The following is a 23840-nucleotide window of genomic DNA, read 5'->3' on the forward strand; positions in this document are numbered from 1 at the left end:
TTCCACTGTATGAAATTTTAACCAAAGGGAAAATATAAACCTGAAGGAATAACAGAGAAAAGGTAGGAAAGGAAAGTGAAAAGCTTACGTGTATGATTTTATAAGAAAGAAACTAGGTGAGAGTGATGATTTCTTTCAGCAGAATGATTTCCTTTTAGGCACTCCTCTTGTTGTATTTGGGTTAAGTACAGTCATTGATGTTCCTCGGACGCTAGCCGCTTTATCAACTGAAACGAAGACAGATCAAGATGGAATGATTGGAATAAATGGAGACTGGGAAGATAACCCTGAGGCTGTAGTTGCTTCCATTCTTTTAGGTAAAATTGCGTTATATGATGCCAAAATATCAAAGTGCTTACTCATTGAACCAGTAACGAAGCAATTAAATCGTTCCATTCAGACACCAAACAATGAAAGTGTCATTCAAGGAGCGATGTCATCTTTTATTGAAGATCTGGGTTCCAACTTAGGCATCATGCGTCAACAATTCAATTCCAGTCAATTAAGGGTTAAATTCCGTGAAGTTGGGACAACAAAAACAACTCATTTAGCAATGCTTTACCTGGAAGAGTGTTCTGATCGCAAACTAGTTCAGAAAATAGAAGAACAGATAAGCTCAAATCGTTCAATTAATATCCAATCGCTGCAAGAAGTATCCCGAATTTTAGGATTCCCAAAATGGTCTATCGTCGCTAAATTTAAAACAACAGAGTTGCCTGATGAAGTGGCAATTGCACTGGAACAAGGAAAGGTTGTTTTGTTCATTGATCGAATGCCAATAGCATTAATATTGCCATGCTACCTTTGGGATGCATTCATTTTGGGCAGCGACCGTCAATTCCCTCGACCTATCATGGTTTCCATTCGACTAATTCGTATCTTTGGTGCATTTGCGACCATAGTATTACCCGCACTCTATGTTGCATTGGTTGCCGTCAATCCAGAAGTACTACGGATTCAATTGGCGCTATCGGTTGCTTTAAGCCGCGAAGGTGTTCCGTATCCTGCAGTGCTCGAAACATTTATTATGCTATTTTTACTTGAGTTAATTCTTGAAGCCACAATAAGACTTCCTCGAAGTGTCGGTCCAACCATAACAATGGTCGGCGGTATAATCCTCGGTCAAGCCGTTGTGTCAGCAAAGTTGGTTAGTAACTTACTTATAATTATTATTGCTGCGACGACTATCGCGAATTTTACTGTTGTCGGTATCCAAAATGGATATTTACTACGATCCCTAAAGTACATAACCTTAGTTATGGCTGCAATTTTCGGTGTTATGGGTATTTTCACAGGAATGGTTATCATATTTAGCGCTTTAGCCAGTCAGTATACGTATGGCATTTCCTACGTTCGACTACCATTTGCAAAGGATGAGGTTGGACATGACTAGAGGACTGCATGTCATATTGATGTACATCCTGATTCAGCTAGCTCTTATTTTCTTCCTGTACCCAGGAGATATCATTGAGAGCACATCTAGTGGCTATTTGTCACCTATACTAATGGGGTTTGGTGTTTACTTTTTTTTTCTATGGCTATTTATGAAAGGAATGAGTTACAGCCAGCGAGAGGATATGGTGGGTTTATACATGAGAATGGGGAAGATTGCGGCTGCCATCTTTCTTATTCCGGTCTTTTATTACCTTATTATTCAAACATCAGTTGCCATCCGGGCGTATGCAGAGATTCTGACCATTGTCTTTCTCTCTAATACACCAATGTGGGCAATTATATTGATCCTACTTGTAGTGCCTGCTTTTTTAGCAGCAAGCGGATTGAGGACCATATTTGGAACGAGTGTTCTTGTTGCTTGTATCGGTTTACCCTTGGTGCTATTTATATGTATTTCCTCGTTTCAAAGTGTTGATTGGGATTATTTATTTCCTCTAATAGATGGTCGGTTATCTTTTTTAATGAATGATTCTTATTATCGGAGTTTTTTTGTTTATACGGGAAGTTTTCTGTTTCTCGGATTTGTGCAGCCTTATTATAGATACAGTATTCGTAGCGTATTAATAACCGCTTTATGTATGGTGCCATTTCTTCTAAGTTCCGTCTATGTACCTATCCTTACATTTGGAGAAGATACAGCAAGGATGTTGTTTTTCCCATTTGTTGTGACTATGGATATAATTCATATAAATTGGCTTATGTTTGAAAGGGTTGCGGTGTTTTTTCTGCTTAGTCTTATTTCAATGAATATGATGTTTATTGCAATACTGATTTGGCAAACTGTACGTATTGCAAGCCAGTTCATCCCAAAGTTACCTAGAGTTTACTTAGTAATTGTGGTTTCTTGTATCCTATTTTCCATCTGCCAGTCCATAGCGAGCTGGGAGGACATTCAACATATCTTTGCTTGGAACACTTGGTCCCGCTTTTATATATTGATTGTAGTGTCTGTCACGGTTTATATACTTGGACGTTACACTTCGGGAGATGTACATGTTGAAAAAAATAATTCTGATCATTAAAGTGACGGTTTTGGCATGTACGACGGTTACTTTAACTGGCTGCTGGGATAGTAAAGATATAAACCATCGTTCGCTACCGGTAGTTATGGGGGTTGCAAAAAGGGGGGATAACTATAATGTGTATTTACAAATTCCAGACCCAGTTGAAAATCGAATAGAAGTAAAGATTATAAAGGAGTCGGGAAAGACGATTACACAAGCTGTTGATCAGATGAGCGAGAACATGGATAGTCAGATTGATTTACTGCATTTGAAAGTTGTACTGATTGATAAAAAAATGGCTACTCAAGGGATGGAAGATATTTTTGCGTATTTTATGAAGGTAAGGGACATCTCACCAAAAACTTTGGTTGTACTGAGTGATATTCAACTTGAAGAGTACTTCAAACAAATTAAAAATAAAATTAAACCCGGAGGAAGTGATTTCACTGATTTCTTTGAAAAAGACGCCGGTTGGAACGCACAAATCGCTCTATCGAGGATCTGGGAAGTATTTCGTAGCGTACATTCATACACTCATGATGTGGTCCTGCCCATTGTCAAACCAGGTAAGACAACAACTATTGATCATGTCGGTTCAGCCATCATAAAGAAGGGCAGGATGGTTGGTCAGATCAGTTCTGATGAGACGCTATTGTTTAACATGTTCAAAGGAGAAAGCGGACAAGGCAAAATTGAAGTGATGGAACATGCAAGTGTTTTAATTAATAAAACCTCACTTCGACAACATAGTCAAATTGTTAATGGAAAACCAAAAATAACTGCTCAAATGACGTTGAAAGTTAGTGTTCTTGAAGAAAAAGGTGATGTACCTGTAGAAGTAATAAAAAAAGAATTAAAGACACTGATTGTTCAACGATTTGTTCGACTCCTTGCTCAAGCACAAAGGGAAGATGCTGATATTCTTTCTTTTGGTCAGCGGTTTAGAAAAATTATTCCAAGATCAGAGTTGATTGACTGGCGAGAGAGGTTTTATCCTAATTTAAAGGTTGACTTTAATGTTCACGTCATCATTCAGAATGAAGGCTTTTTGAAGAGTGAATAATTTAACATGTAAAACTTAGTCACTTGTGTTGCATAAACCTTCCAAGCTTGTTTAGTTAGTATATTTAGATATCAATTAAATCCAAAAGTTCAAACACCACGTAAAGGGAAAACCTTTCTAGCCAATCGCTCGAAATTACACTGAAGTAGATTGGGATCGACTTGGTTATATGTGCAACAAAATTAAGCTACGGAGCACGACCAAAATCCAAGTTCTCGTTGGAATCCATGGTTACTGTTAATAAGAGCCAACCTCACGTAGACTTTCACGGTTTTAATGCTGAGCTTGTAGGAAAAGCTTGCAGAAGCGATTGTCATAAGCTTTTTGAAATACTTGTCTCGACCACTTTCGGCATGGAATTTTTGATCGATTTCGTAATAATGGGCAAAACCCATATGCCAAATGAAGAAAATAGGTATCCTTACCGATACGATTGGTCCTTTTTAGTGGATGATGGACAGGAACTATCTGCCAATCCATTGTAAAGGTTTTTTTCTATGCCTAGACACAGTAATAACAAAAAAACATTGAAAATTCCAAGATCATTTATGCAACACTAGTGTGTTAAAATAAAATGAACGATAGATTTATACATTTTATAGTAGTTTGAAAGTTCAATGGAGGATTGGGAAAGTTGCCGCATACAGAGGGGATTAAGCTAAAAGAATGGCTAAAAGGGACTCCGTTAGAAATTCTCACCTTTTTACATATTGCTATATCGATTACGGAACAGGCTCATTCGGCACATAAGCGCGGGACTGTCCTAGGCAAATTAAATCCAGATCATATTGTGATTGATTCGGAAACCTATCTGGCCGTAATTGAAGAAAAGCATGAAACGGATTACATCTATATCTCACCGGAGCAAACGGGAAGGCTTAACCGTTCACCTGACGAACGCAGCGATTTATATGTGCTGGGCATGATCTATTATGAATTGCTTGCAGGGAGAGTACCGTTTCAAGCTGAGGGTACGGAGGAGTGGATACACGCTCATCTAGCCATTGTGCCACCCCCGCTAAAAGAGCTGCGTCCGGAGCTTCCTGAATCGCTTGGGTCTATCATTATGAAGCTACTGTCGAAGTCGCCAGAGGAGCGTTATCAAAGTGCTTATGGGGTGCTAATGGATTTGAAAAGATGTATTTCTTCATTAATAAACGAAGGTTGTATCGTATCATTTGACATTGCCCAGGCAGATGAGGCAAGCCGGTTTCGGCTACCTCGTACACTCTTTGGTCGTGAGGAGGAAGAAGAGCAGCTTCGTAAAGCTTACGAAAAGGTTCGTTCCGGCGAATCTGCGTTCGTGATCGTTAGCGGCCAGGCGGGAAGCGGTAAAACGGCACTCATCCGGCAATTTCAAGTGCCCGTTACAAGCGAAGGCGGTCAGTTTGTTGCCGGAAAATGTGAACTGATGAATCGCGACATCCCGTTTTCGCCAATTCTTCAGGTACTTCGAAGGTTAATTAAGCAAACACTGGGCGAATCACCAAAAAGATTGGATATGGTGAAGACTAGATTATCGAATAAATTAGGACAGGGAGCGGGCGTAATTGCGGCATTCCTGCCGGAGGCAAAAGCGCTATTTGGCGAAATTCCTTTCGTAGAAGTACTTCCGCCTGCTGAAGCATCGATTCGATTCCGCCGCCTACTTCCTATTTTCATAAAAGCATTTGTAGACAAGGCACATCCGCTTGTTCTATTTCTAGATGATCTCCAATGGGCGGACTCAGCTACTTTGGAAGTGCTTCGTACCGTTGTACAAGATAAACTGCTGCATGGTTTATACCTGATAGGTTCTTTCCGAGAGGAAACAGTGGCAGAAAAGAGTGGCAGTGGAGAGCTTCATCATGATGCAGCAGTTTGGTTGGAACATTCCCTTTTTTTGAAAGTAAACGAAACTCCGATGTTGTTCCAGCATATCGCGTTATCCCCGCTGTCCTATATTGATGTTAGACTGTTTGTAACGCAAATCCTGAATGAAAACACGTCTAGGGTTCGCTTGCTTGCGGAGTCGCTTTACCATCGGACGGGCGGTAATCCCATGTATTTACACCATCTTTTAGATAGCTATTACAGGGAGCGAAAGCTCTATTTCGATGAGGAAGCCTCGATGTGGGCTTGGGAAGCAGCCATAGTAACGCAGATGCCTGAAGATACCGGCATACTTCATTTAATCGATGATCGTATACGGAAGCTGCCGGCAGAAACGACTGAGCTGCTTACTATTGCAGCGGCTATCGGTCATCGTTTTCTCCCTACCATGATTGCGCTTGTAAGCGGCCTCGACGTGTTCCATACAAGAATGTTACTACAATCCGTCGAAGCAGAAGGTTTATTGTATCAAGAGTATGACGCTAATGGAACGGATAACGGTTATTATACTTTTTTACACGACAGGGTACAGCAGGCAGCTTATCAGTTAATTCCTGTATCGGCTAAAGCGGGCCTGCATCTGAAGATCGGACGAGTGCTGCGTGCCATTTCACCAAGCGAGAAGGATGAAATGATTTTCGATATGGTTTATCATCTGAATTTGGGAATCGACGAAATGACGGATGAAGCGGAGAGAACCGAACTGGCAGAATACAATCTTCAGGCAGGCCTGAAGTCGAAAGCTGCGACCGCGTTTACGGCTGCTCTGCACTATCTAAATAGTGGCATGCGCCTTGTTCAGGATGACGGTAAAGGTACGCAATCCATTGCCTATCGCTTGATGTTGGAGATGCCTGAATGTGAATATATGTGCGGCCGTACGGATGCTGCGGAAGCACTGCTCAACCGGTTAATGCTGCGAACGACGGACGTGATCGAACGCTCTCGTATTCACATGATACGGATTGGCATGAATAGTTATTTAAAAAGAGATGATATAGCCGTAAATATCGGTCGGCAGGCGCTTGAGGAATTCGGCTGGAGACTGCCGCTGAAGCCTTCTAAAGTAGAGATAGCCAAGGAAGTAATGCTGGCGCAAGTCGCCTTGCACAGTAAGCGTAAAGAGCTTGCTCACTTGCCTATAAATCGTGATCCTCATTATAAAGCGTTGTCTGATCTCGTTATGGCGATATCGACGTCAGTATTTACAATGAGCTTAGAATTGGCTGCCGTATTATTTTCAAGATTCATTCGCTTTGGCCTGAAGCACGGGAATAACGAAGCTTTTACTTATTTGCTCGCTGGACATGGCTTGGTTATTCTTAGAAATAAAATATCTCTGTTCCATACGGGGCTTTATTATATTGATACGGCTATTCTTCTTTCTGCTTCATTTGAAAGCAATGACTTGCAATGCCGACTGAACTACATTAGGGGACTTGCTAGGCTTCAACAGAATCCGGAAGAAGGCGTTCGGCATTTTGAGAAAGCGATACGCTATGGGATGGAATCTGCCAATTTGACTTATGTGAGCATTGCTATGCTAACAAGTACGACTACGCATACTGGTGATTTACATGCGTTGTCTGTTCGTATTTCAGATTTCGAAAGAATCTCACAGATGCTTGTAGATGAAGTGACGCACAATATATTTCGGATCGCAAGATGGTATGTGGCGAGACTGCAAGACGAGTCCGGGGAAATCGCTGAAATTGATTTGCCATTACAAAACATGAGCTCAGAGGGGACACTGAATCACGAGGTCTATTACATGTGTACTTGCCAAATCGAAATCGCTTATTTGGAAAACAGGTATCGTGACGCGCTTGACTGGGTAGAGAAAGGCCGTTTCAACACGTTTAGGCAGACAAGGATGCAAGTTCGCAAGCAGCATATTTATCACGCGTTAACGCTTGCGGCCATGTTTGGAGATTCGCTGCAAGAGGAACGTGAAGATATTCGTCGAGCGCTTAGCAAACAAGTGGATGCGATGAAGAAATGGACCGGTTATTTCGGACAGAGGTCTTCGGCTTATCTACTCGTCAGAGCTGAGTTTATGCGAATAGATGGAAATCTAGCAGCTGCGACAAAAGGATATGAGGCTGCAATTCATACTGCGCGGCTGGAGAATCATTCGTTAATGGAGGCTGTCGCGTTAGAGCGGGCCTCGATTTGTTTTAAAGAAACTGGCAGTACGATCGGAGCGGATACGCTCATGGCGGATGCCTGCGCTGCCTTTTTAAAGTGGGGGGCTGTTGCCAAGGTCAGGAAACTGAGGGAGACATACCCTGAGCTTCGATCAGCATCCCTTGTATCGCAAGAAGCATACAGGACGATTGTGGAAGAAGTGGAATCGATGGAAACGAAGCGCGAAATGATGCCCGTAATCACGGACGAGAGGACGCTCTTACAGCAAGTTTCCGGATGGTCTAGCAAGGATGTCAGCCAAATGTTATTAAATCGTTTTCTTGAAACGGTGCTAAGGTATTCTGGCGCAGAAAAAGGATATGTACTGAACAGCGATAAAGAGAACTTTTCTATTACGGATCAGTTAGGTGAAGGGAGAGCTTCAGTAGACACAATGGTCTATGCAGAATCTATTGCTCGGTATGTGATTAAAACGGGCGAATCGGTTGTGCTTGCAGATGCTTCGCTCAGCTCTTTTGCAGCAGATCCTTATATTCGTCGATTCGAGACGATATCTGTTTTATGTATGCCCATTCTTGTTCCAGGTAAACCGTTGCAATCCCTCCTTTATCTAGAAAACAATCTCATCGCCGGAGTGTTTACCAAGGATGTACGGGATTTGCTGGATCTGATGATCACTCGGATGTTATATTTAAAATCGTTAGAGGAATCCAAGGTGCAGGTAAGTGCAGCAAGTGATGTAGAGCTTCAACTTGCAGTTATTTCGACCGAGGATCAATTACAGCTGCCTGAGCATTTGACGAAACGTGAAACAGAGATCCTGTACGCGCTGATCGATGGATTGTCCAATAAGGAGATCGCCCATCGCTTTGGCTTAACAGAAGGAACGGTTAAAAGTTATTTTTTTCGTATATACGGGAAATTAGGAGTGAAGCGTCGTGCTCAAGCGATTGCGCGAGCAAGAGAACTTCTACTAGTAGATTAAACATATGGAATGAATAGACTCAAAAGCCAGTAATCGACGTTGAAAGGGGCGCGAATACTGGCTTTTTCGACATTATTTGCACAATGCTAACTTTAGTGAGTATACCTTTTTAGACTTCACGGCTATGATTAAGTCTTTGAGCAGTGACAATATCTAAATCATGAAGCGGGAGTGAACGAATGCTATGTTACAGAGATCACTAACAGGTAGGAAAAGTAGAAAAACTAGCTTAATTGGAATGCTGTGTTTCGTAATCATTATTTCATTATTTGGACCAATGACGAATCCTTCGCAAGTGTTTGCGGCGTCAGATTTCAGTGGAGGAAGCGGAGTGATAGGCGATCCTTACATTATTACAACACCTGATCAGTTAAATAGAATTCGTAATTATACTGGTAGCCATTTCAAGCTTGGAGGGAATATTGACTTAACGGAATATCTCTCTCAAGCGGGTGCTGGGTATAATGATGGGCAATTTTGGACTCCTATTTCTTCATTTAGCGGCACACTCGATGGTGATGGTTATGTGGTTAAGGGATTGAAAATAAATAGGAATATGAACTTTCTCGGTTTCATTGGAGAACAAGTATCAGGCTCTATTATTAAAAATATTGGTTTCGAAAATGTGGATGTAGTGAATAGTAGTATGTATTTTACGGGTGCTATAGCTGGTGGTCAAAGGTCTTCTTCAACGATATCCAACAGCTACGTGACGGGCAAGGTTAAAGGAACAATTTATACGGGAGGTATGGTTGGCTACCAAGATGTAGCAGAGATCATAAACAGCTACTCTACAGCTGATGTTACCTCGACTAATAATAGTAATGTTGGTGGTTTAGTAGGGCTTACTTATAAAAGTTCTATTACAAATAATTATGCTGCAGGAGCAGTTATAGGCAGCTATCCCCGCGGTGGGCTGGTAGGTGGCATTTATTCTGGTGAGAATGCTACTATATTCGTTGATAACTACTATGATCAAGAAGTTTCTAATGATTCAGATCATTCAGGAAAAGGAATACCGAAGTCGACTGCTGATATGAAAACACAATCCACATTCTCGACTTGGGATTTCGACAGTGAGTGGTTCATTAAAGATGGCCATTATCCTGAGCTGCAAGTTTTCTTAGCAGAAACGCCTACGGCGGATATTGAAGGTGGGTCTGTTGCATGGCAAACTGAGGTAGAGCTTAGCAGCGGAACAACAGGCGCAGCTATCTATTATACGACGAACGGCGATGAGCCGACGTTGAATAATACACTATACAATTCACCAATCGTAGTGACGGATGATATGACCCTAAAAGCCATTGCGGTTAAGGGAACGGTATACAACGAAGCAATGGTTGAAAGCTACACGGTTACAGGAAGACCAGCAGCGCCAACAACAGGCAGTTTAGTGCCTGGAACCAATGTGGATACCACCCATTTAAATGGTGTTACGGATGCCATGGAGTACAAAGTAAATAACAGCAGTTACGTAGCAGTTGCAACGGGTGCTGCTTCTGTAGACAACATTAGCGTACAAGTGGGAGATACGATCTCCGTCCGTACAGCAGCAGGATCTGGTTATCCAGCAACAGATGCGCAAATATTAACGGTTGCTCTAGCGGACATTCATCCCAAAAGCACTGTGTCATCGTTAACTTCAACGATTGGAGCAGTAAGCACAGGTGGAACTGCAAATGAAGCGATCAAGGACATTCCGTATGGAACGACGTTAGCTGCGTTTAAGGATGCCATTACACCGGCAGCGGATGCGACATTCGAAGTCTATGAGGCGAACGGAATAAGTGAGGCGATCTCATTAGCAACGGGTAACAAGGTGATTGTTACAGCGCAAGATCCGTCAAGTAAGACTACGTACACCGTAACGGTGCAAGAAGGCCCTCCAACAGCGTATTTGTCACCAGGAACAAACGCTGATTCCACAAGTTTGAATGGTGTAACGGATGTAATGGAGTACAAAGTAAATAACGGAAATTACGTTGCCATTGCAGCGGGTGCTACTGTAGTAGATAACATTAATGTACAAGATGAAGATACAATCACTGTCCGTACAGCAGCTACATTGAACAATATGGCATCTGTTGAACAAGTATTAACGGTTGGTTTAGAGGACATCAAGCCAAAAAGCACAGAGTCAACGTTAACCTCGACGATTGGCACAGTAAGCACAGACGGAGCGGCGAATGAAACGATAACGAGCATTCCTTACGGAACGGCGTTAGTTGAGTTTAAAGCAGCAATCACACCAGCAGCTCATGCCACATTTGAAGTTTATGAGGCAAATGGAATAGACCAAGCGACTACATTAGCGACAGGCAACAAGGTCATAGTTACAGCGCAAGATGGAGCTACGAAGACCACATACACCGTAACGGTGCAAGAAGGTCCTCCAGCGGGATACTTGCTACCAGGAACAAGCTTTGATACAACGCTTTTGAACGGTGTCTCGGATGCTATGGAGTACAACGTAAATAACGGGAGTTACGTAGCCATTGCAATAGGTACCACTTCGGTGGATAACATTAGTGTAGAAGCAGGAGATACGATTTCCGTCCGTACAGCAGCTACATTAGCTAATGTGGCATCTGCTGTACAAGTATTAACGGTTGATTTGACAGACATTCATCTAAAAAGCACAAGATCAACATTAACCTCGTCCATTGGAACAGTAAGCACTGGCGGAGCGGCGAATGAAACGATAACGAACATTCCTTTCGGAACAACGTTAGCTGCATTTAAAGCAGCGATTACCCCAGCAGCCGATGCGACATTTGAAGTCTTTGAGGCGAATGGAATAGACCTAGCGACTACATTATCGACAGGCAACAAGGTCATTGTTACAGCGCAGGATGAAACAACAAAGACCAGTTATACCGTAACAGTGGAATCAGCACCGGTAGTATCAACACCGACACCAATAGGACCAACTATACCGACAGTGCCTACACCAACACCGACGCCTGTTGTAAACAAGCCCGTTTACAATGACAAAGTAGATAAAGCGGCAATAGCTGAAATTAAGCTAAAGGCTGAATCAGCAAGCGCAACAACCTTTACGGATGTGAAAATAACATCTTGGAGTTATGCGGACATTGACTTCGCCGCGCGAGCTGGAATCGTAAAGGGCTATGCAGACGGTACATTCAGAGGTGAGGGAAAAGTAACCCGTGGGGAATTTGCTAAAATGCTCGTTAATGCACTTGGACTCACAGCTACGGGAACTCAAGTTGTTACAGATGCTACTGGCCACTTTGCTGAAAACGCCATTAGAGCCCTTTTAGAGAAAGGAATCATGACAGGATATGCAGATGGAAGTTTCGAGCCCAACCGTGAAATTACACGGGCTGAAATCGCAGCACTATTGGCCAGAGTACTTGATTTAGCCCTGTTAAATACAAACACTAAATTTGAAGATATCAATGGCAGCTGGGCAAAAGCTCAAATTAACGCTTTAGGCAATGCCGGAATTATTAATGGCAAGACGGAGCATGAATTTATTCCTAATGCTAATGCATCTAGAGAAGAATCGGTTGTTTTAATCGTTCGACTTCTCAAGCAGGTACCAACGGAATAAACAGTAAATTAGCATCATATTCGTATGTTCCAGAAGCCAAAAAAAGAACGCAGCCCTATAACGAGCGGCGTTCTTTTTTTGGCTATGTACTCGTACATGTAGTTGTTAGCGTCTAATAGCTCTCCTCTCGTCGTCAAGAAGAGAGCTGTGTAAAAATCACGATTGTCACAACCGTATGTGAAATCCACGGGCGAAGCCTAGTTCATTCAAGTATAGAACGTGCTTATCGGAAAGACAGACTCTTAATTACAATATAAATGAATAAAATATAATTTCTCACAAGTGGTGCGTAAATGTTATCGGAATTTTCAATGTTTTCTGTTATTACTTTGCTAAGGCATAAAAAAAGAGTCTTTACAATGGAATGGCAGGTAGTTCCTGTCCACATCCACTAAAAAGGACCAAATACATGGATAAGGATATCCTATTTTCTTCATTTGGCAAATGGGTTTCGCCCATTATTACAAAATCGTTCAAAAATTTCAACTCCGAAAGCGATCAAGATAAGTCGGTCAAAATGCTGACGACAATCGTTTACTGCAAGCTTTTCCTACATGCTCAGTTGCAAATACGTGAAAGTCCACGTGACATTGCTGATGATGTCAGTAACCATGAATTCCAAAATGAAATTGGATTTTCGTCAGTATCCACAGCCCAACTTTGTCGCAAACATAACCACGTCGATCCCGATCTACTTCAATGTATTTTTGAGCGATTGACTGGAAATATTTGTAGCACAGCACTTCCTAAACGGACTGTGTTGAAAGTGATCGACTTTGACCGTTTCGATGTGTCTACAACAATTCAGGTGGGCAACCTTCCGAAAGACCAAAGCCGGCATTAAGCATCATTTGCAACTGGCTTTTGTAGATGCAGACCACGTTGTACCCGAGCGAGCGACGATTACGGAAGCCAAGAAAATTGACTGTAAACAGATGTATTCGATCATTCATAAGGAAGTTACGACCTACGTCTTTGATCACGTATATGTGGTCTATGGCGCTTTTGACTCCTTCTCTGAGCGTAGCATTTACTTCTCGTCACTCGTCTGAAGAACAACGCGGTTATTGAACTGCTGGAGTGCTTTGAAATCCCTTCAGGCAGCAAGGTAACCATAGACGAGAAGGTACGCATCGGATCTACTCAAAAGCGGACCAAACATGCGATTCGCATGTTCGGAACCGCAAATTCCGAAGGAAACCTGCTTATTCTCGTGATGAATTGTTCTGATCCGGCGTGTGACGAAATTTCGGATAGGTATCGTAGTCGCTGGGCGATTCAGACGTTTTTCAAATGGATGAAACAGCATCTGTGACTCAAACGCTTCTATTGAACAAGTGAATAAGCCGTTCGTAACCAAGTGTAGATCGCACTCATTGCTTTTTGTTTGCTTGTGCTCACGAAGCATGAAGCCTAAGTCACACATTCGCTGTTGCAACTAAGTCGCTGGTCAAAGCACTGTTGTGGAAACCATATAGGCAATGGCTGAGGTGCATGAAACGACCACCCAGCAGGAAATCAGCCGGAAGAAGACGTAAGGATTCCTCGTAAAAACGAAAGCGAAGAGTAGTCGAACGATATTTATTAACATTCATAAATTATCAATGGGACAGAACTACCTTTACGTGGTGTTCGAACTTTTGGATTTTAAACAGAGAAATTGGTATCTGAATATTCTAATTAAATATGTTAGTAGGTTTATGCGACACTGGTGAAAATTAGCAATACATATAGGTTGAAAATACATACGATGTCAGCAACATTTGCTGTAAAGGCCAATTTTACGAGCTAAACATATTAACAATGTTTTATTCATATAAATTACTCAACGATTAAATAAAGAAAAAACGACGATAAATAGAAAAGTTTTATTCTATTGCGCAAAGTAATATTCCCCTTAGCCAAGTACATATCTATCATGGAAAATTTCTTTGCTATGAATGATGGATTTGTATTGCTTCAAGCACTTAGAAAATAAGAAGAGAAATGACTTAACAGAGGAGGGGTTTGTTACAATGGGAACAGGCACTTTTTTTTCTAATCAGACGATATCCTTGCTAACAACTATCCGCGAAGATATACCTATGGGGTTGAGATATGAGGAGCTCGTAGATGCGTTCGAACGAGAAATGGGTCGTTGGGATATGGACGCAGAAACTGCTCTTATAGAAGAACAAGCTTCTTGGGAAAAAGTACAGCAAGTATTTAAACAAATGGCCGGCCCACACGGGCTAATGATTTTCACCAAAATTGACCAAGGTCGATTAGTTTCGCTACATGAGGGTATTAAAAAATGTGTTTTATACCTTGTCGGTAATGGCGTCATCGCTGAACCGATTCTCACAATTGATATAAGAGCCAGTTTATTTGTACCGTTTCGGGTGAGTATCTATGATAACGGTGATCCAAATGGAGCTATTTTAAGCTACGAAAGACCATCGTCTTTTTTAGCTACATTAAACCAGCCGGCATTATACTGGTACGGTTCTTTGCTAGACCATCGAATGAGATGTGTCTTGCATTGTATTAATAGGTGCAGCAAGAATTAAACACAATAAACTGCAAAATGGTTCGTTCTTAAAAAAATAATCTGCTAATGAAACCATTTTATTCATCAAAATATTTAATGAGGCGGTTTTTATGAATTAATACTTACCGCTACTTGCTTTTACTTATTCGAGCAGGCAAGGAAACGTTTTTCAGTGATTTTACAAAGGTAGGAATAATGGAACGCATTGGCATACAGAGCCTGTATGTCTATTTTGCGTTCCTTTTTCGTTTCCCAAACAAGGAGGAGACTAAAACTGGTGTTCTGTGAGCCACCACTGGAACATGATGTGGCACTTGCAGAATCAACATGTTTTCATTTTTTGAAGATTAACATGAGGGGAACAGCTACGTTTTGTGCTGTTCCTTTTCTCTATATTTTGTCTTCTAAGTAAAGTTACAAACGGAAGTCCAGAATCTATATAAAGCTCGTATACGCAATATTTAGTTTGATATATACTCATTTCAGGAAGCTCATCTTTGGAAGGAAAAGAGGAGGTAGAGTTTTAGTTTTGTAGGCGCTTGTGGGATGGGCGATCTGAACGTAAGTCATCAAGTGTTCACATGAATGCTTTTGATCAGCGTTGCCGAGCGGTAACGGTTCGGTTTTTCGGCAGCCTATGTGGATGTTTGCTCTTATATTCACGTTGCTTCTGTAGGATACCAGCCTCGCACAAGCGGTAAGACTTATTCTTGTTAAGCATAAGTTTGCGATCAATACGTAGACATCGCGCAAACAATTTGTAACCGTAAACGTGTTCCTCCCCCTCAACGAGCTCTATCAGCCATTTTTTGATCTGTTCATCCGTAATCTTCGTACTTGTTTCTGTCCATGAATAACCTGGCTGAGGACGTCCTTTTCAATTGTCTGCTTCTAGCTCTGCTGAGCATGAGGCACGTTTTTCTCGATCGTAGTAAGAAGACGTGGCTAGACCGACAGCCCTTATAACCTGCGCTGCTGTTTCTCTCCGCTTAATGAACTGGTCGGCTACTTCATACTTTTTGGGTAAGTGGGGATTCTCATTTTTACGAGTTCACGTAAGATTTCATTCTCAAGTTCTTTTTCACGTAAGAGCTTCATTGCCCTTGCGTATTTCTCTTCTATTTCTTGTAGTCGTGTAAGCTCTTGCACATGCTCGTCTGATATCGGTATTTCTTCTCGAGGAATCGTATCTCGGTGCTCCCTTACCCAAACACGAATCGTTTTAGGATGAACATTATACATACGGGCTAACACCCCCACCTTAACACCTGAAAGCACCTCTCTAATTACTCTTAACTGTACTTCTTCACTAACTCTTCTTCCTCCCATAACGCGAGGCTACCGGCATAAATCGGCAACCTCGTTGAGCTATTCTAGCTAATAGTTTGTCTATATGACGGATTGTAATATGAAGTGCGACACCTAGAAAAAAAAGGCCCATGCAGGCTTCGTGTACAATGGAAGTTACCACACAACCATATTTACAGGAGAAACCAACATGAGCTACTCCCATCTTACCATAATTGAACGAGGACAACTAGAAACGCTACATCGATTGGGCTGGTCATGCCGTAAGATAGGGCATGAGTTAGGTCGACATCCTTCTACTATCGCACGAGAAATAGTAGCGGCAGTAAGAAGAATGGGGCTTATACGGCTAGCTCTGCCCAAGAAGCTTCCTATGAGCGAAGATCTTCTAGCGTGCCTATCGGGAAATTTACGAAGGCTCTTGCCGAAGAACTCCAATTGAAGCTGCAGGAGACCCGGTCCCCTGAGCAGATCGCCGAGAAGCGCCGTACCGAAGGGACTTTGGTGTCGTGCTCAGCCAATACCCACGTGGCACCTGTCAAACCGCCACGACTGATCGTGGCAAAGAGTTTGCCTGCTACGCGAGCCTAGAAGCTTTGCACAACGTGAAGGTCTACTTTGCTGATCCCTATTCCTCTTGGCAGAGAGGTTCTAACGAGAACGCTAATGGTCTCCTTTGGGAGTTCTTCCCCAAAGGACATGACTTCGCTTCAGTTACTGATAGCCAACTCGCGGATGCCATTCGTTTGATTAACAACCGCCCCCGTAAATGTCTCGGATGGAAGTCGGCTCACGAAGCCTTCATGGAAGAGGTGTCGCACTTAGCTTGACAATTCGTCTATTACAAAGGAGGATATGCTGAATAAAAATTTTGATGAAGTGTTTACTGATCTGGTCGGTACTTAGTATGCGGCCACATAAAATCCCCTCACGTGTAAGGACCTAAATAGAATGACTAAACGAATTCTAGGCTGTTAGCTATTCAAATAACTGTGAACTATAGCTAAATATTCACAAAGACGAGGCTGCCGGCATAAATCGGAAGCTTCGTTGAGCTAACTGGCAGTTTTGCGTGGTATAGAGGTATGGTAAAATATGCGTATACCCTACTACCAGGAGGAAGTTAAATGGACAAGTCGGCACTAGCTAAAGCAATCTATGAAACCGCACACTTAACAGGTGAGTTCAAACTGCGTTCTGGTCAAGTTTCTAACCAATACTTTGATAAGTATTTGTTTGAATCGAACCCAGCTCTTAAGTAAGAGTCCTTCAGAAGAAGCCTCTTTATACTGAGAATGTACTGAGAAAAAAGTCTGTATATAAAGGGGGGCGAGACCCCTCGTCTCCCTAGCATATTGATTGTGCGGGAAGTTATTTTTAATATTACGCGTATGCTAAAACGCAATCAAAAACCGGATCCTAGAATCCGGTTTTTGATTTGCGAAAATATGAATTTTAAACAAACTTCCGGCTCGTTTTCTTCCCATCGCAGCTAAACACGATCTTTTTATCCTCAACAAACGTCTCCAAATGCACGTTTTTCCCCCAAAGCTGAACGACATGAGGTAGAGTACGCTCAACGTATTTCAGATCAAGCTCCATACCTTCATATTCATGTATGAGATACAATTCACCTACACGGTTAAAGTCGCCGTCTTTCACCATTAGACTAGGAAAACCTCCGTTGACCTTGGAGTAGACGAGTTGATCACGAATATTTTCCCACGACTTATCAGTTATTTTCCACTCCGGTCCTTTTTTCTCAAAAATATAAAGATCCAAATCGTTAACCAAATCCTTAGTCAGATAGTTACGAAGGAAGGAGATATCAGAGTCGAGTTCGCGAACCTCGAACATCTTTTCTCTACCCTTGCCGGGAACACGGCCGAAGCGGCGCTGCTCCTCCGCAGTTGGATTATCGAAGCGGCGCTCGATGTCTTCGAAGATTTTTAATCCTAAATAGTATGGATTCAGGCTATGTCGCGATGGTTGCACAACCGATGAGTTTAGCTTAGCAAATTCAATCGTTTCCTCGCTCGTCAGATCAAGTTCACGTATGATACGTTGGTGCCAGTAGGAAGCCCAGCCTTCGTTCATGATTTTAGTCTCGATTTGTGGCCAGAAGTAAAGCATTTCATCGCGAAGCATAGATAGAATATCACGCTGCCAATCTTGAAGTGTAGGGGAGTATTCCTCAATGAACCAGATTACATCTTTTTCGGGTCTTGGTGGGAAGCGTTTAGCATCTAATGCTTGGGATTGCGCTGCTGATTCAGCAGCAGCTGTCCGATCAGGATCTAGATTCCATAAATCATCATACTGCGAGGCAGGGATGTTCCATTCTGAGCGTTGACTGTCCTTTTGTACCATTTCGATATAGCGTTTCTTATCTAGCTGATAGGGTTTTATAAGTGTTGGATCGACGTGCTCTTGTATAGCCAGTATGGCATCAATAAACTTCTCAACAGCCTCAGTGCCATGATCCATTTCATATTGATGAATACGATCTGCAGTCGCTGACATGCTTTCGACCATATTCCGATTCGTCACCCCAAAACGAGCATTATTCTTGAAAAAATCACAGTGAGCAAGAACGTGAGCAACAATAAGCTTGTTTTGAATTAAAGAGTTACCATCAAGAAGAAAAGCATAACAAGGGTTAGAGTTAATGACGAGTTCATAAATTTTGCTCAACCCGAAATCATACTGTAATTTCATTTTATTAAAGCTTTTTCCAAAACTCCAGTGGCTAAACCTCGTAGGCATGCCATATGCACCGAATGTATAGATTATTTCTGCGGGGCAAATCTCATATCGCATTTGGTAAAAGTCCAACCCAAACCCTTGTGCGATTTCAGTTATTTCATCGATAGCTCGCTCTAGTAAACGGATATCATCCGGACTCATCTGATTACCCCCAAGTTTTCATATTAGTTATGTTTTGTCTTCCCAAAACTCCAATGGCTGAAGCGGGTCGGCATGCCATAAGCACCGAACGTATAAATAATGTCGGCGGGGCAAATTTCGTAGCGCATTTGGTAAAAATCTAATCCAAACCCTTGCGCGATTTCTGTTATTTCATCGATGGATCGCTCTAGCGCGCGAATCTCATCCTGTTTCATCCGTCATCCCTCCGCACTCGAAAATACGATTCATACCATGTGTATGAAGGGATGGCCAAGGTTATGACGCCGATTAGCTTAATTCATAATACGGAAAATATTTTCAGTTTTATTTAAGCTTTGTTTCAGATTGTTCTCAGATTGTTACATTACACTTTGTAGTGTGGTAGAGAAACGGGAGAGGCGACAGACACCTTCCACAACAAAAATAGGAGGGAAAGAGATGAAAAATAAAAAGATAGCCATACTGGCAGCAGCAATCATTATCGTTATTGGCGGTGCTCTCTACTACGTGTATGACGGACTAACCGGGAATCACGTGGAAATTGAAAGCGTGATTGCCGAGGCTCCGGCTACGGATAACAGTGGTACCCTAGAGGGAACGACAGGCAATGCGGTTCAGGAAGAAACGGAAGCGGCAGAATCGTCCGCAGAGGCTGCGGATGTAAACGGAACTTGGGCAATCAATGCCGATTCAAAAGTGTACTTCTCCGTGACAACTTCTCGTGATACTGTCAATTACGAAATCGGTAAAGTGACTGGCTCGTGGCAGTTGAATGCGGCAGATCCGGCACAGACGAGTGCAGTCGGTACGGTTGATGTAACAAGCATGGATTCGGGAAATGCACAGCGGGACAAGCATATATCGGAAGCAGAGTATTTGGATACCTTACAATTTCCGAATGCAGAGTTTAAAGCCATTTCCTTTGAAGGCCTTCCATCGGAATGGAAGTCAGGCGAAGTTTATGATGTGAGCATTAACGGTGAATTAACCGTAAAAGGGATTACGAAGGAGGTTACATTTGCGGGGAAAACTTCATATGATGGAGGCTCGTTGAAGCTCGAAGCCAATACAGTAGTGACGTTCGGTGATTTCGGCATGAAGAACCCGCATACCGTTGTAATGGAAACAGAGAACAATTTGACGATTGAACTAAGGCTGCTCCTCAGCAAATAACCAAATAAAAAAACCTTTGAAGCGATAATGCAGGGCTTACGTGTTCTTAGCCCAGCTGAGCTTTCAAAGGTTTTTTTCATTTTGCTTGATGCCATACATAGCCTGATCGGCATCGCTGATCAGGTTTTTCAGGCTGTTACTAGTGCCATGGGTAGAGCTGATGCCAATGCTGGCGGATATGCGAATCGTATGCCCGTCAATCGTGAAGGGCTCGTTAAAGGAATCTTTGATCTTGCCGGCTACGAAATCAATATCCTGGTTATCAACGAGATGCTGAAAGCAGATAACGAACTCATCTCCGCCGTACCTGACGAGCACATCGGATTTACGGACGTTTTGCTTGAGCCTGGCTGCAATTTGAAGCAGTAGCAGATCTCCGAAGTCATGGCCGAAGGAGTCGTTAACTTCTTTAAAATCATCAATATCGATGAACATAACGCTAAACTGCTTGTCCGATCCGTTGAAGTAGAGATGAGACAAATAGCGCCGGTTATATAGGCCGGTTAAGCTATCGGTAACGCTTGCGTTCTCAAGCTCTACAACGTAACCGAAAAAGGACGCCAATGACTCTACAAAAGCGAGCTGGCTCTCATCCAGATGGATAGGTTCAGCGTGTAAAGCGCAAATGGTTCCAACAACCTGCTTATCGTCGGATTTAATGGGAACACCGATTAAAGAGCGGGCTTCGAGCTGCTTTGTAATCGTTAACGATGCTGTCCGTTGATCGTCGAGGAGGTTGGGGATAAGTAATGAGGGTTCGGTATGCGTAGCGACTAGGTTACTGTAGCTGTGCAGCAACGAAACCGGCATATTGCCCTGCATCCAAGTCTCATGACGGTGAAATGCCCGAATGATTCTGCTGCCCTGTCCGTCACATGCAGTGATGAAGAGGGTATCAACCTGTAGAAAGTGCTTCAAGGTGTTTATGATATGGTCGGCTGCATCTTCTAGCGAGCGTGTGTGACTGCTCATGCTCTCAACTCCTGCCGTAGTGTTGAACAAAGGACTTGCCTTATGGTTCTATAGTAGTCTAAATCGAGCGCTAACTCAAGGAATAAATGATAAAAATTAGGATAATTGAACTACTTTCCGAGCTGGTTTAGATCCTTTGGCTTATGCCGTCGCTTTTCGAAAATAGCTCTAATCTAAATTAATATAAATATTAATTCATTCTATATAAAATTAATGCTTGAATTAATCTATAAGCTATAGTTAAATATGTGTTAGTGATAGTTTACAAGGCTTGACTGAACAATTAATGAACATACTCTTTTATGTGAGGCGGATGATCATGGCAGACAAGGCAACGATGATCGTAGACAAGGATTTTCAAATTGGCGAAGTAGACAAACGCATTTACGGCTCATTCATTGAGCATCTAGGTCGGGCTGTGTATGGCGGCATATATGAGGCAGATCATCCGCAAGCCGATGAGCAGGGGTTCCGCTCGGATGTGCTGGAGCTTGTAAAAGGGCTTGACGTACCAATCGTCCGTTATCCTGGAGGCAATTTTGTATCCGGTTACAACTGGGAGGATGGCGTAGGCCCGGTTGATCAGCGCCCGAAGAGGCTTGAGCTGGCTTGGCGAACAATTGAGCCGAACTGGATTGGCTTCAACGAGTTTATGGATTGGTGCAAAAAGGCGAACACGGATGCAATGATGGCCGTCAACTTAGGGACTCGCGGCATCGATGACGCCCGCAACCTTATTGAATATTCAAACCACAAATCAGGCTCCTATTGGAGCGATCTGCGCATTCAGCATGGTTATAAGGACCCGCATAACGTGAAAACGTGGTGTTTGGGCAACGAAATGGACGGCCCTTGGCAAATCGGGCATAAAACCTCCGTGGAATATGGCCGTCTTGCTAACGAGACGGGCAAAGCGATGCGCTGGGTTGATCCAACCATTGAATTAGTGGCAAGCGGAAGCTCATTCATTGGAATGCCGACCTTCCCGGAATGGGAAGCTACCGTACTGGATCTGGCCTACGATACGGTCGATTATGTTTCGATCCATCAGTATTACGGCAACGCGCAAAACGATACGCCTAACTTTCTAGCTCAATCGATAAGCATGGATTCTTATATTAATACGGTCATATCGACCTGTGATTATGTGCAGGCGAAGAAACGCGGCAAGAAGAAAATTAATTTATCGTTTGATGAATGGAATGTCTGGTACCACTCCAACGCGCAGGATAAAAAGCTGGATCCTTGGCAAATTGCGCCTCCGCAGTTGGAGGACGTGTATAATCACGAAGATGCGCTGGTTGTTGGCTGTATGCTCATCAGCATGCTGAAGCGTGCTGACCGGGTGAAAATGGCTTGCATCGCGCAGCTCGTAAACGTTATCGCCCCAATCATGACGCAAAACGGCGGACCTGCTTGGAAGCAAACGATTTATTATCCGTACATGCATGCGAGCATCTTCGGACGCGGAACGGTATTGGTGCCGCTCGTGAAATCGCCGAAGCATGATACGAAGGATTTTACGGACGTGCCTTACCTGGAGACGGTAGCCGTCCATAACGAAGAGAAAGAGGAAGTGACGATCTTCGCGGTGAACCGCAATATCGAGGAAGCCCTTCCTTTTGAAATCGACCTTCGCAGCTTTGGCGCATTCACAGTAACGGAGCATATTGTTCTCGAACATGAGGATCTGAAAATGACCAATACGGCTGAAGCGCCTAACCGCGTGACGCCGCATGCTTCAGGCAATGCAGCTCTTGCCGATGGCGGTAAAATTCAAGCAACGCTCAGCAAAGCTTCTTGGAACGTGATTCGGATCAAACTGGCATAGCAACGAAATGGGGTGTCCGGAAGCCGTAATTATGGCTTTTGGGATGCCCCTCTCTTGTTATACAATAGAGGGAGGAGGCGAGGAAATGATACAAGCCAATACGGACGAGCAATGGCTGCCTTTATATGAAGCGTTAGCAAGCCCGGTAAGGTTATCCATTATAAAGCTGCTGGCTGCGGATATGATGAACGTAAAGGAGCTTGCCGAGGCTATCGGACTGAGCAGCGCGATTGTCACGATGCATGTCAGAAAGCTGGAGAAAGCGGGCATTGTACATACCAAAATGGTACGCAAGCAGGGCGGAACCCATAAAATTTGTTCGCTTGCAGAGCATTCCATATCGATCGAGCTTCCTAATCCTGCACTGGATGTGAGGAAGGTGCATGACGTAAGCGTGCCGGTCGGCCATTTTACCGAGTTTGAGGTGTATCCGACTTGCGGCATAGCCACGGTTGACAAGATGATCGGACAGTTTGACGACCCGCGCTTCTTCCTGGAGCCGGAGCGGATGAACGCGGGGATATTGTGGTTCGGCAAAGGCTATGTCGAGTATAAGGTGCCGAATTATTTGGTTGCGGGTCAGCGCCCCGTAGCGCTGGAGATTACGTTAGAGCTGGGGTCTGAAGCGCCAGGCGTCAACGAGAATTGGCCATCGGATATCGATTTCTCGCTGAATGGCATGAATATCGGAATGTGGACGAGCCCAGGCGACTATGGAGACGTCAGAGGGAGGTTTTCGCCTGCATGGTGGGGAGACCGCGTCAATCAATATGGACTGTTGAAGGTAATCCGGATTCAAGAGAACGGGACGCTTATTGACGGACAGCATATGTCAGCGGTCAGCATTGGCGAAATCGGACTGGAACGCAACTTTTGGACGTTCCGGGTCGGGGTAAAGGAAGATGCGGTTCATGTCGGAGGCTTGACTTTGTACGGGAAGGGCTTCGGCAACTATAACCATGATATTATGTTTCGCGTCTTCTATGAAGATATTCGCGGCGTTTAAAGCGGT

13 protein-coding genes and 3 pseudogenes are annotated in these 23840 nt (G+C 43.3%); 12 read left to right on the forward strand and 4 right to left on the reverse strand.

All coding sequences use genetic code 11. The features are described from left to right. Positions 1-88: 88 nt before the first annotated feature. The 7 genes from AC0YN3_RS10905 to AC0YN3_RS10935 all read left to right on the forward strand — a co-directional run bounded on the left by AC0YN3_RS10905 (position 89) and on the right by AC0YN3_RS10935 (position 14656). Complete coding sequence (locus AC0YN3_RS10905) at positions 89-1393, forward strand: spore germination protein (protein WP_475775071.1); 1305 nt, start codon at positions 89-91, stop codon at positions 1391-1393. Further along, complete coding sequence (locus AC0YN3_RS10910) at positions 1386-2477, forward strand: GerAB/ArcD/ProY family transporter (protein WP_475775072.1); 1092 nt, start codon at positions 1386-1388, stop codon at positions 2475-2477. Before AC0YN3_RS10905 ends, AC0YN3_RS10910 begins: the two co-directional genes overlap by 8 nt. Continuing rightward, positions 2449-3522, forward strand: coding sequence for a Ger(x)C family spore germination protein (locus AC0YN3_RS10915; protein ID WP_475775073.1), 1074 nt, complete (start codon positions 2449-2451; stop codon positions 3520-3522). Before AC0YN3_RS10910 ends, AC0YN3_RS10915 begins: the two co-directional genes overlap by 29 nt. A gap of 634 nt (positions 3523-4156) precedes the next feature. Then, positions 4157-8527 carry a helix-turn-helix transcriptional regulator gene (locus AC0YN3_RS10920; RefSeq protein ID WP_475775074.1) on the forward strand — a complete coding sequence of 1457 codons (4371 nt, stop codon included), beginning with the start codon at positions 4157-4159 and terminating at the stop codon, positions 8525-8527. Between the two features lie 184 nt (positions 8528-8711). Further along, complete coding sequence (locus AC0YN3_RS10925; protein WP_475775075.1) at positions 8712-12107, forward strand: S-layer homology domain-containing protein; 3396 nt, start codon at positions 8712-8714, stop codon at positions 12105-12107. Positions 12108-12516: 409 nt separating this feature from the next. Beyond that, positions 12517-12951, forward strand: coding sequence for a DUF4372 domain-containing protein (locus tag AC0YN3_RS10930; protein ID WP_475775076.1), 435 nt, complete (start codon positions 12517-12519; stop codon positions 12949-12951). Between the two features lie 1171 nt (positions 12952-14122). Further along, a complete protein-coding gene (locus AC0YN3_RS10935) occupies positions 14123-14656 on the forward strand; it encodes a DUF302 domain-containing protein (RefSeq protein WP_475775077.1) in 534 nt (177 codons plus the stop codon). Positions 14657-15642: 986 nt separating this feature from the next. Here the strand turns inward: AC0YN3_RS10935 and AC0YN3_RS10940 are convergent. After that, a complete protein-coding gene (locus AC0YN3_RS10940) occupies positions 15643-15966 on the reverse strand; it encodes a transposase (protein WP_475775078.1) in 324 nt (107 codons plus the stop codon). Between the two features lie 169 nt (positions 15967-16135). Here AC0YN3_RS10940 and AC0YN3_RS10945 point away from each other — a divergent pair. Together AC0YN3_RS10945 and AC0YN3_RS10950 are read left to right on the forward strand one after the other, a co-directional pair. Next, positions 16136-16775, forward strand: a pseudogene (locus AC0YN3_RS10945) (IS30 family transposase). Positions 16776-17072: 297 nt separating this feature from the next. Then, positions 17073-17201, forward strand: a pseudogene (locus AC0YN3_RS10950) (orotate phosphoribosyltransferase); the annotation flags it as partial. Between the two features lie 199 nt (positions 17202-17400). Here the strand turns inward: AC0YN3_RS10950 and AC0YN3_RS10955 are convergent. Together AC0YN3_RS10955 and AC0YN3_RS10960 are read right to left on the reverse strand one after the other, a co-directional pair. Next, positions 17401-18852, reverse strand: coding sequence for a SpoVR family protein (locus AC0YN3_RS10955; protein ID WP_475775079.1), 1452 nt, complete (start codon positions 18850-18852; stop codon positions 17401-17403). Between the two features lie 38 nt (positions 18853-18890). Continuing rightward, a pseudogene (locus AC0YN3_RS10960) lies at positions 18891-19067 on the reverse strand (SpoVR family protein); the annotation flags it as partial. A gap of 223 nt (positions 19068-19290) precedes the next feature. On the opposite strand from AC0YN3_RS10960, the gene AC0YN3_RS10965 reads away from it, so the two are divergent. Then, positions 19291-20025, forward strand: coding sequence for a YceI family protein (locus AC0YN3_RS10965; protein ID WP_475775080.1), 735 nt, complete (start codon positions 19291-19293; stop codon positions 20023-20025). Between the two features lie 63 nt (positions 20026-20088). Here AC0YN3_RS10965 and AC0YN3_RS10970 read toward each other — a convergent pair whose 3' ends face one another. Then, positions 20089-20997, reverse strand: a complete 909-nt coding sequence (locus AC0YN3_RS10970) for a sensor domain-containing diguanylate cyclase (RefSeq protein WP_475775081.1) — start codon at positions 20995-20997, stop codon at positions 20089-20091. Between the two features lie 319 nt (positions 20998-21316). On the opposite strand from AC0YN3_RS10970, the gene arfA reads away from it, so the two are divergent. Both arfA and AC0YN3_RS10980 read left to right on the forward strand, forming a co-directional pair. Beyond that, positions 21317-22828 (forward strand): arabinosylfuranosidase ArfA, encoded by a 1512-nt coding sequence (arfA, locus tag AC0YN3_RS10975; protein WP_475775082.1) that lies wholly within the window; start codon positions 21317-21319, stop codon positions 22826-22828. 85 nt (positions 22829-22913) lie between these two features. Further along, positions 22914-23834: an ArsR/SmtB family transcription factor gene (locus tag AC0YN3_RS10980; protein ID WP_475775083.1), complete on the forward strand. Its 921-nt coding sequence runs from the start codon at positions 22914-22916 to the stop codon at positions 23832-23834. Positions 23835-23840 lie beyond the last annotated feature (6 nt).

Source organism: Paenibacillus sp. J22R232 (assembly GCF_056269165.1).

What these genes read in the sequence shown, in the direction of transcription:
- AC0YN3_RS10940 (WP_475775078.1), bottom strand. Translation starts at nt 15,966, where the DNA reads ATGGGAGGAAGAAGAGTTAGTGAAGAAGTACAGTTAAGAGTAATTAGA.
- AC0YN3_RS10955 (WP_475775079.1), bottom strand. Translation starts at nt 18,852, where the DNA reads ATGAGTCCGGATGATATCCGTTTACTAGAGCGAGCTATCGATGAAATA.
- AC0YN3_RS10965 (WP_475775080.1), top strand. Translation starts at nt 19,291, where the DNA reads ATGAAAAATAAAAAGATAGCCATACTGGCAGCAGCAATCATTATCGTT.
- AC0YN3_RS10980 (WP_475775083.1), top strand. Translation starts at nt 22,914, where the DNA reads ATGATACAAGCCAATACGGACGAGCAATGGCTGCCTTTATATGAAGCG.
- AC0YN3_RS10915 (WP_475775073.1), top strand. Translation starts at nt 2,449, where the DNA reads ATGTTGAAAAAAATAATTCTGATCATTAAAGTGACGGTTTTGGCATGT.
- AC0YN3_RS10925 (WP_475775075.1), top strand. Translation starts at nt 8,712, where the DNA reads ATGTTACAGAGATCACTAACAGGTAGGAAAAGTAGAAAAACTAGCTTA.
- AC0YN3_RS10930 (WP_475775076.1), top strand. Translation starts at nt 12,517, where the DNA reads ATGGATAAGGATATCCTATTTTCTTCATTTGGCAAATGGGTTTCGCCC.
- AC0YN3_RS10910 (WP_475775072.1), top strand. Translation starts at nt 1,386, where the DNA reads ATGACTAGAGGACTGCATGTCATATTGATGTACATCCTGATTCAGCTA.
- AC0YN3_RS10970 (WP_475775081.1), bottom strand. Translation starts at nt 20,997, where the DNA reads ATGAGCAGTCACACACGCTCGCTAGAAGATGCAGCCGACCATATCATA.
- AC0YN3_RS10935 (WP_475775077.1), top strand. Translation starts at nt 14,123, where the DNA reads ATGGGAACAGGCACTTTTTTTTCTAATCAGACGATATCCTTGCTAACA.
- arfA (WP_475775082.1), top strand. Translation starts at nt 21,317, where the DNA reads ATGGCAGACAAGGCAACGATGATCGTAGACAAGGATTTTCAAATTGGC.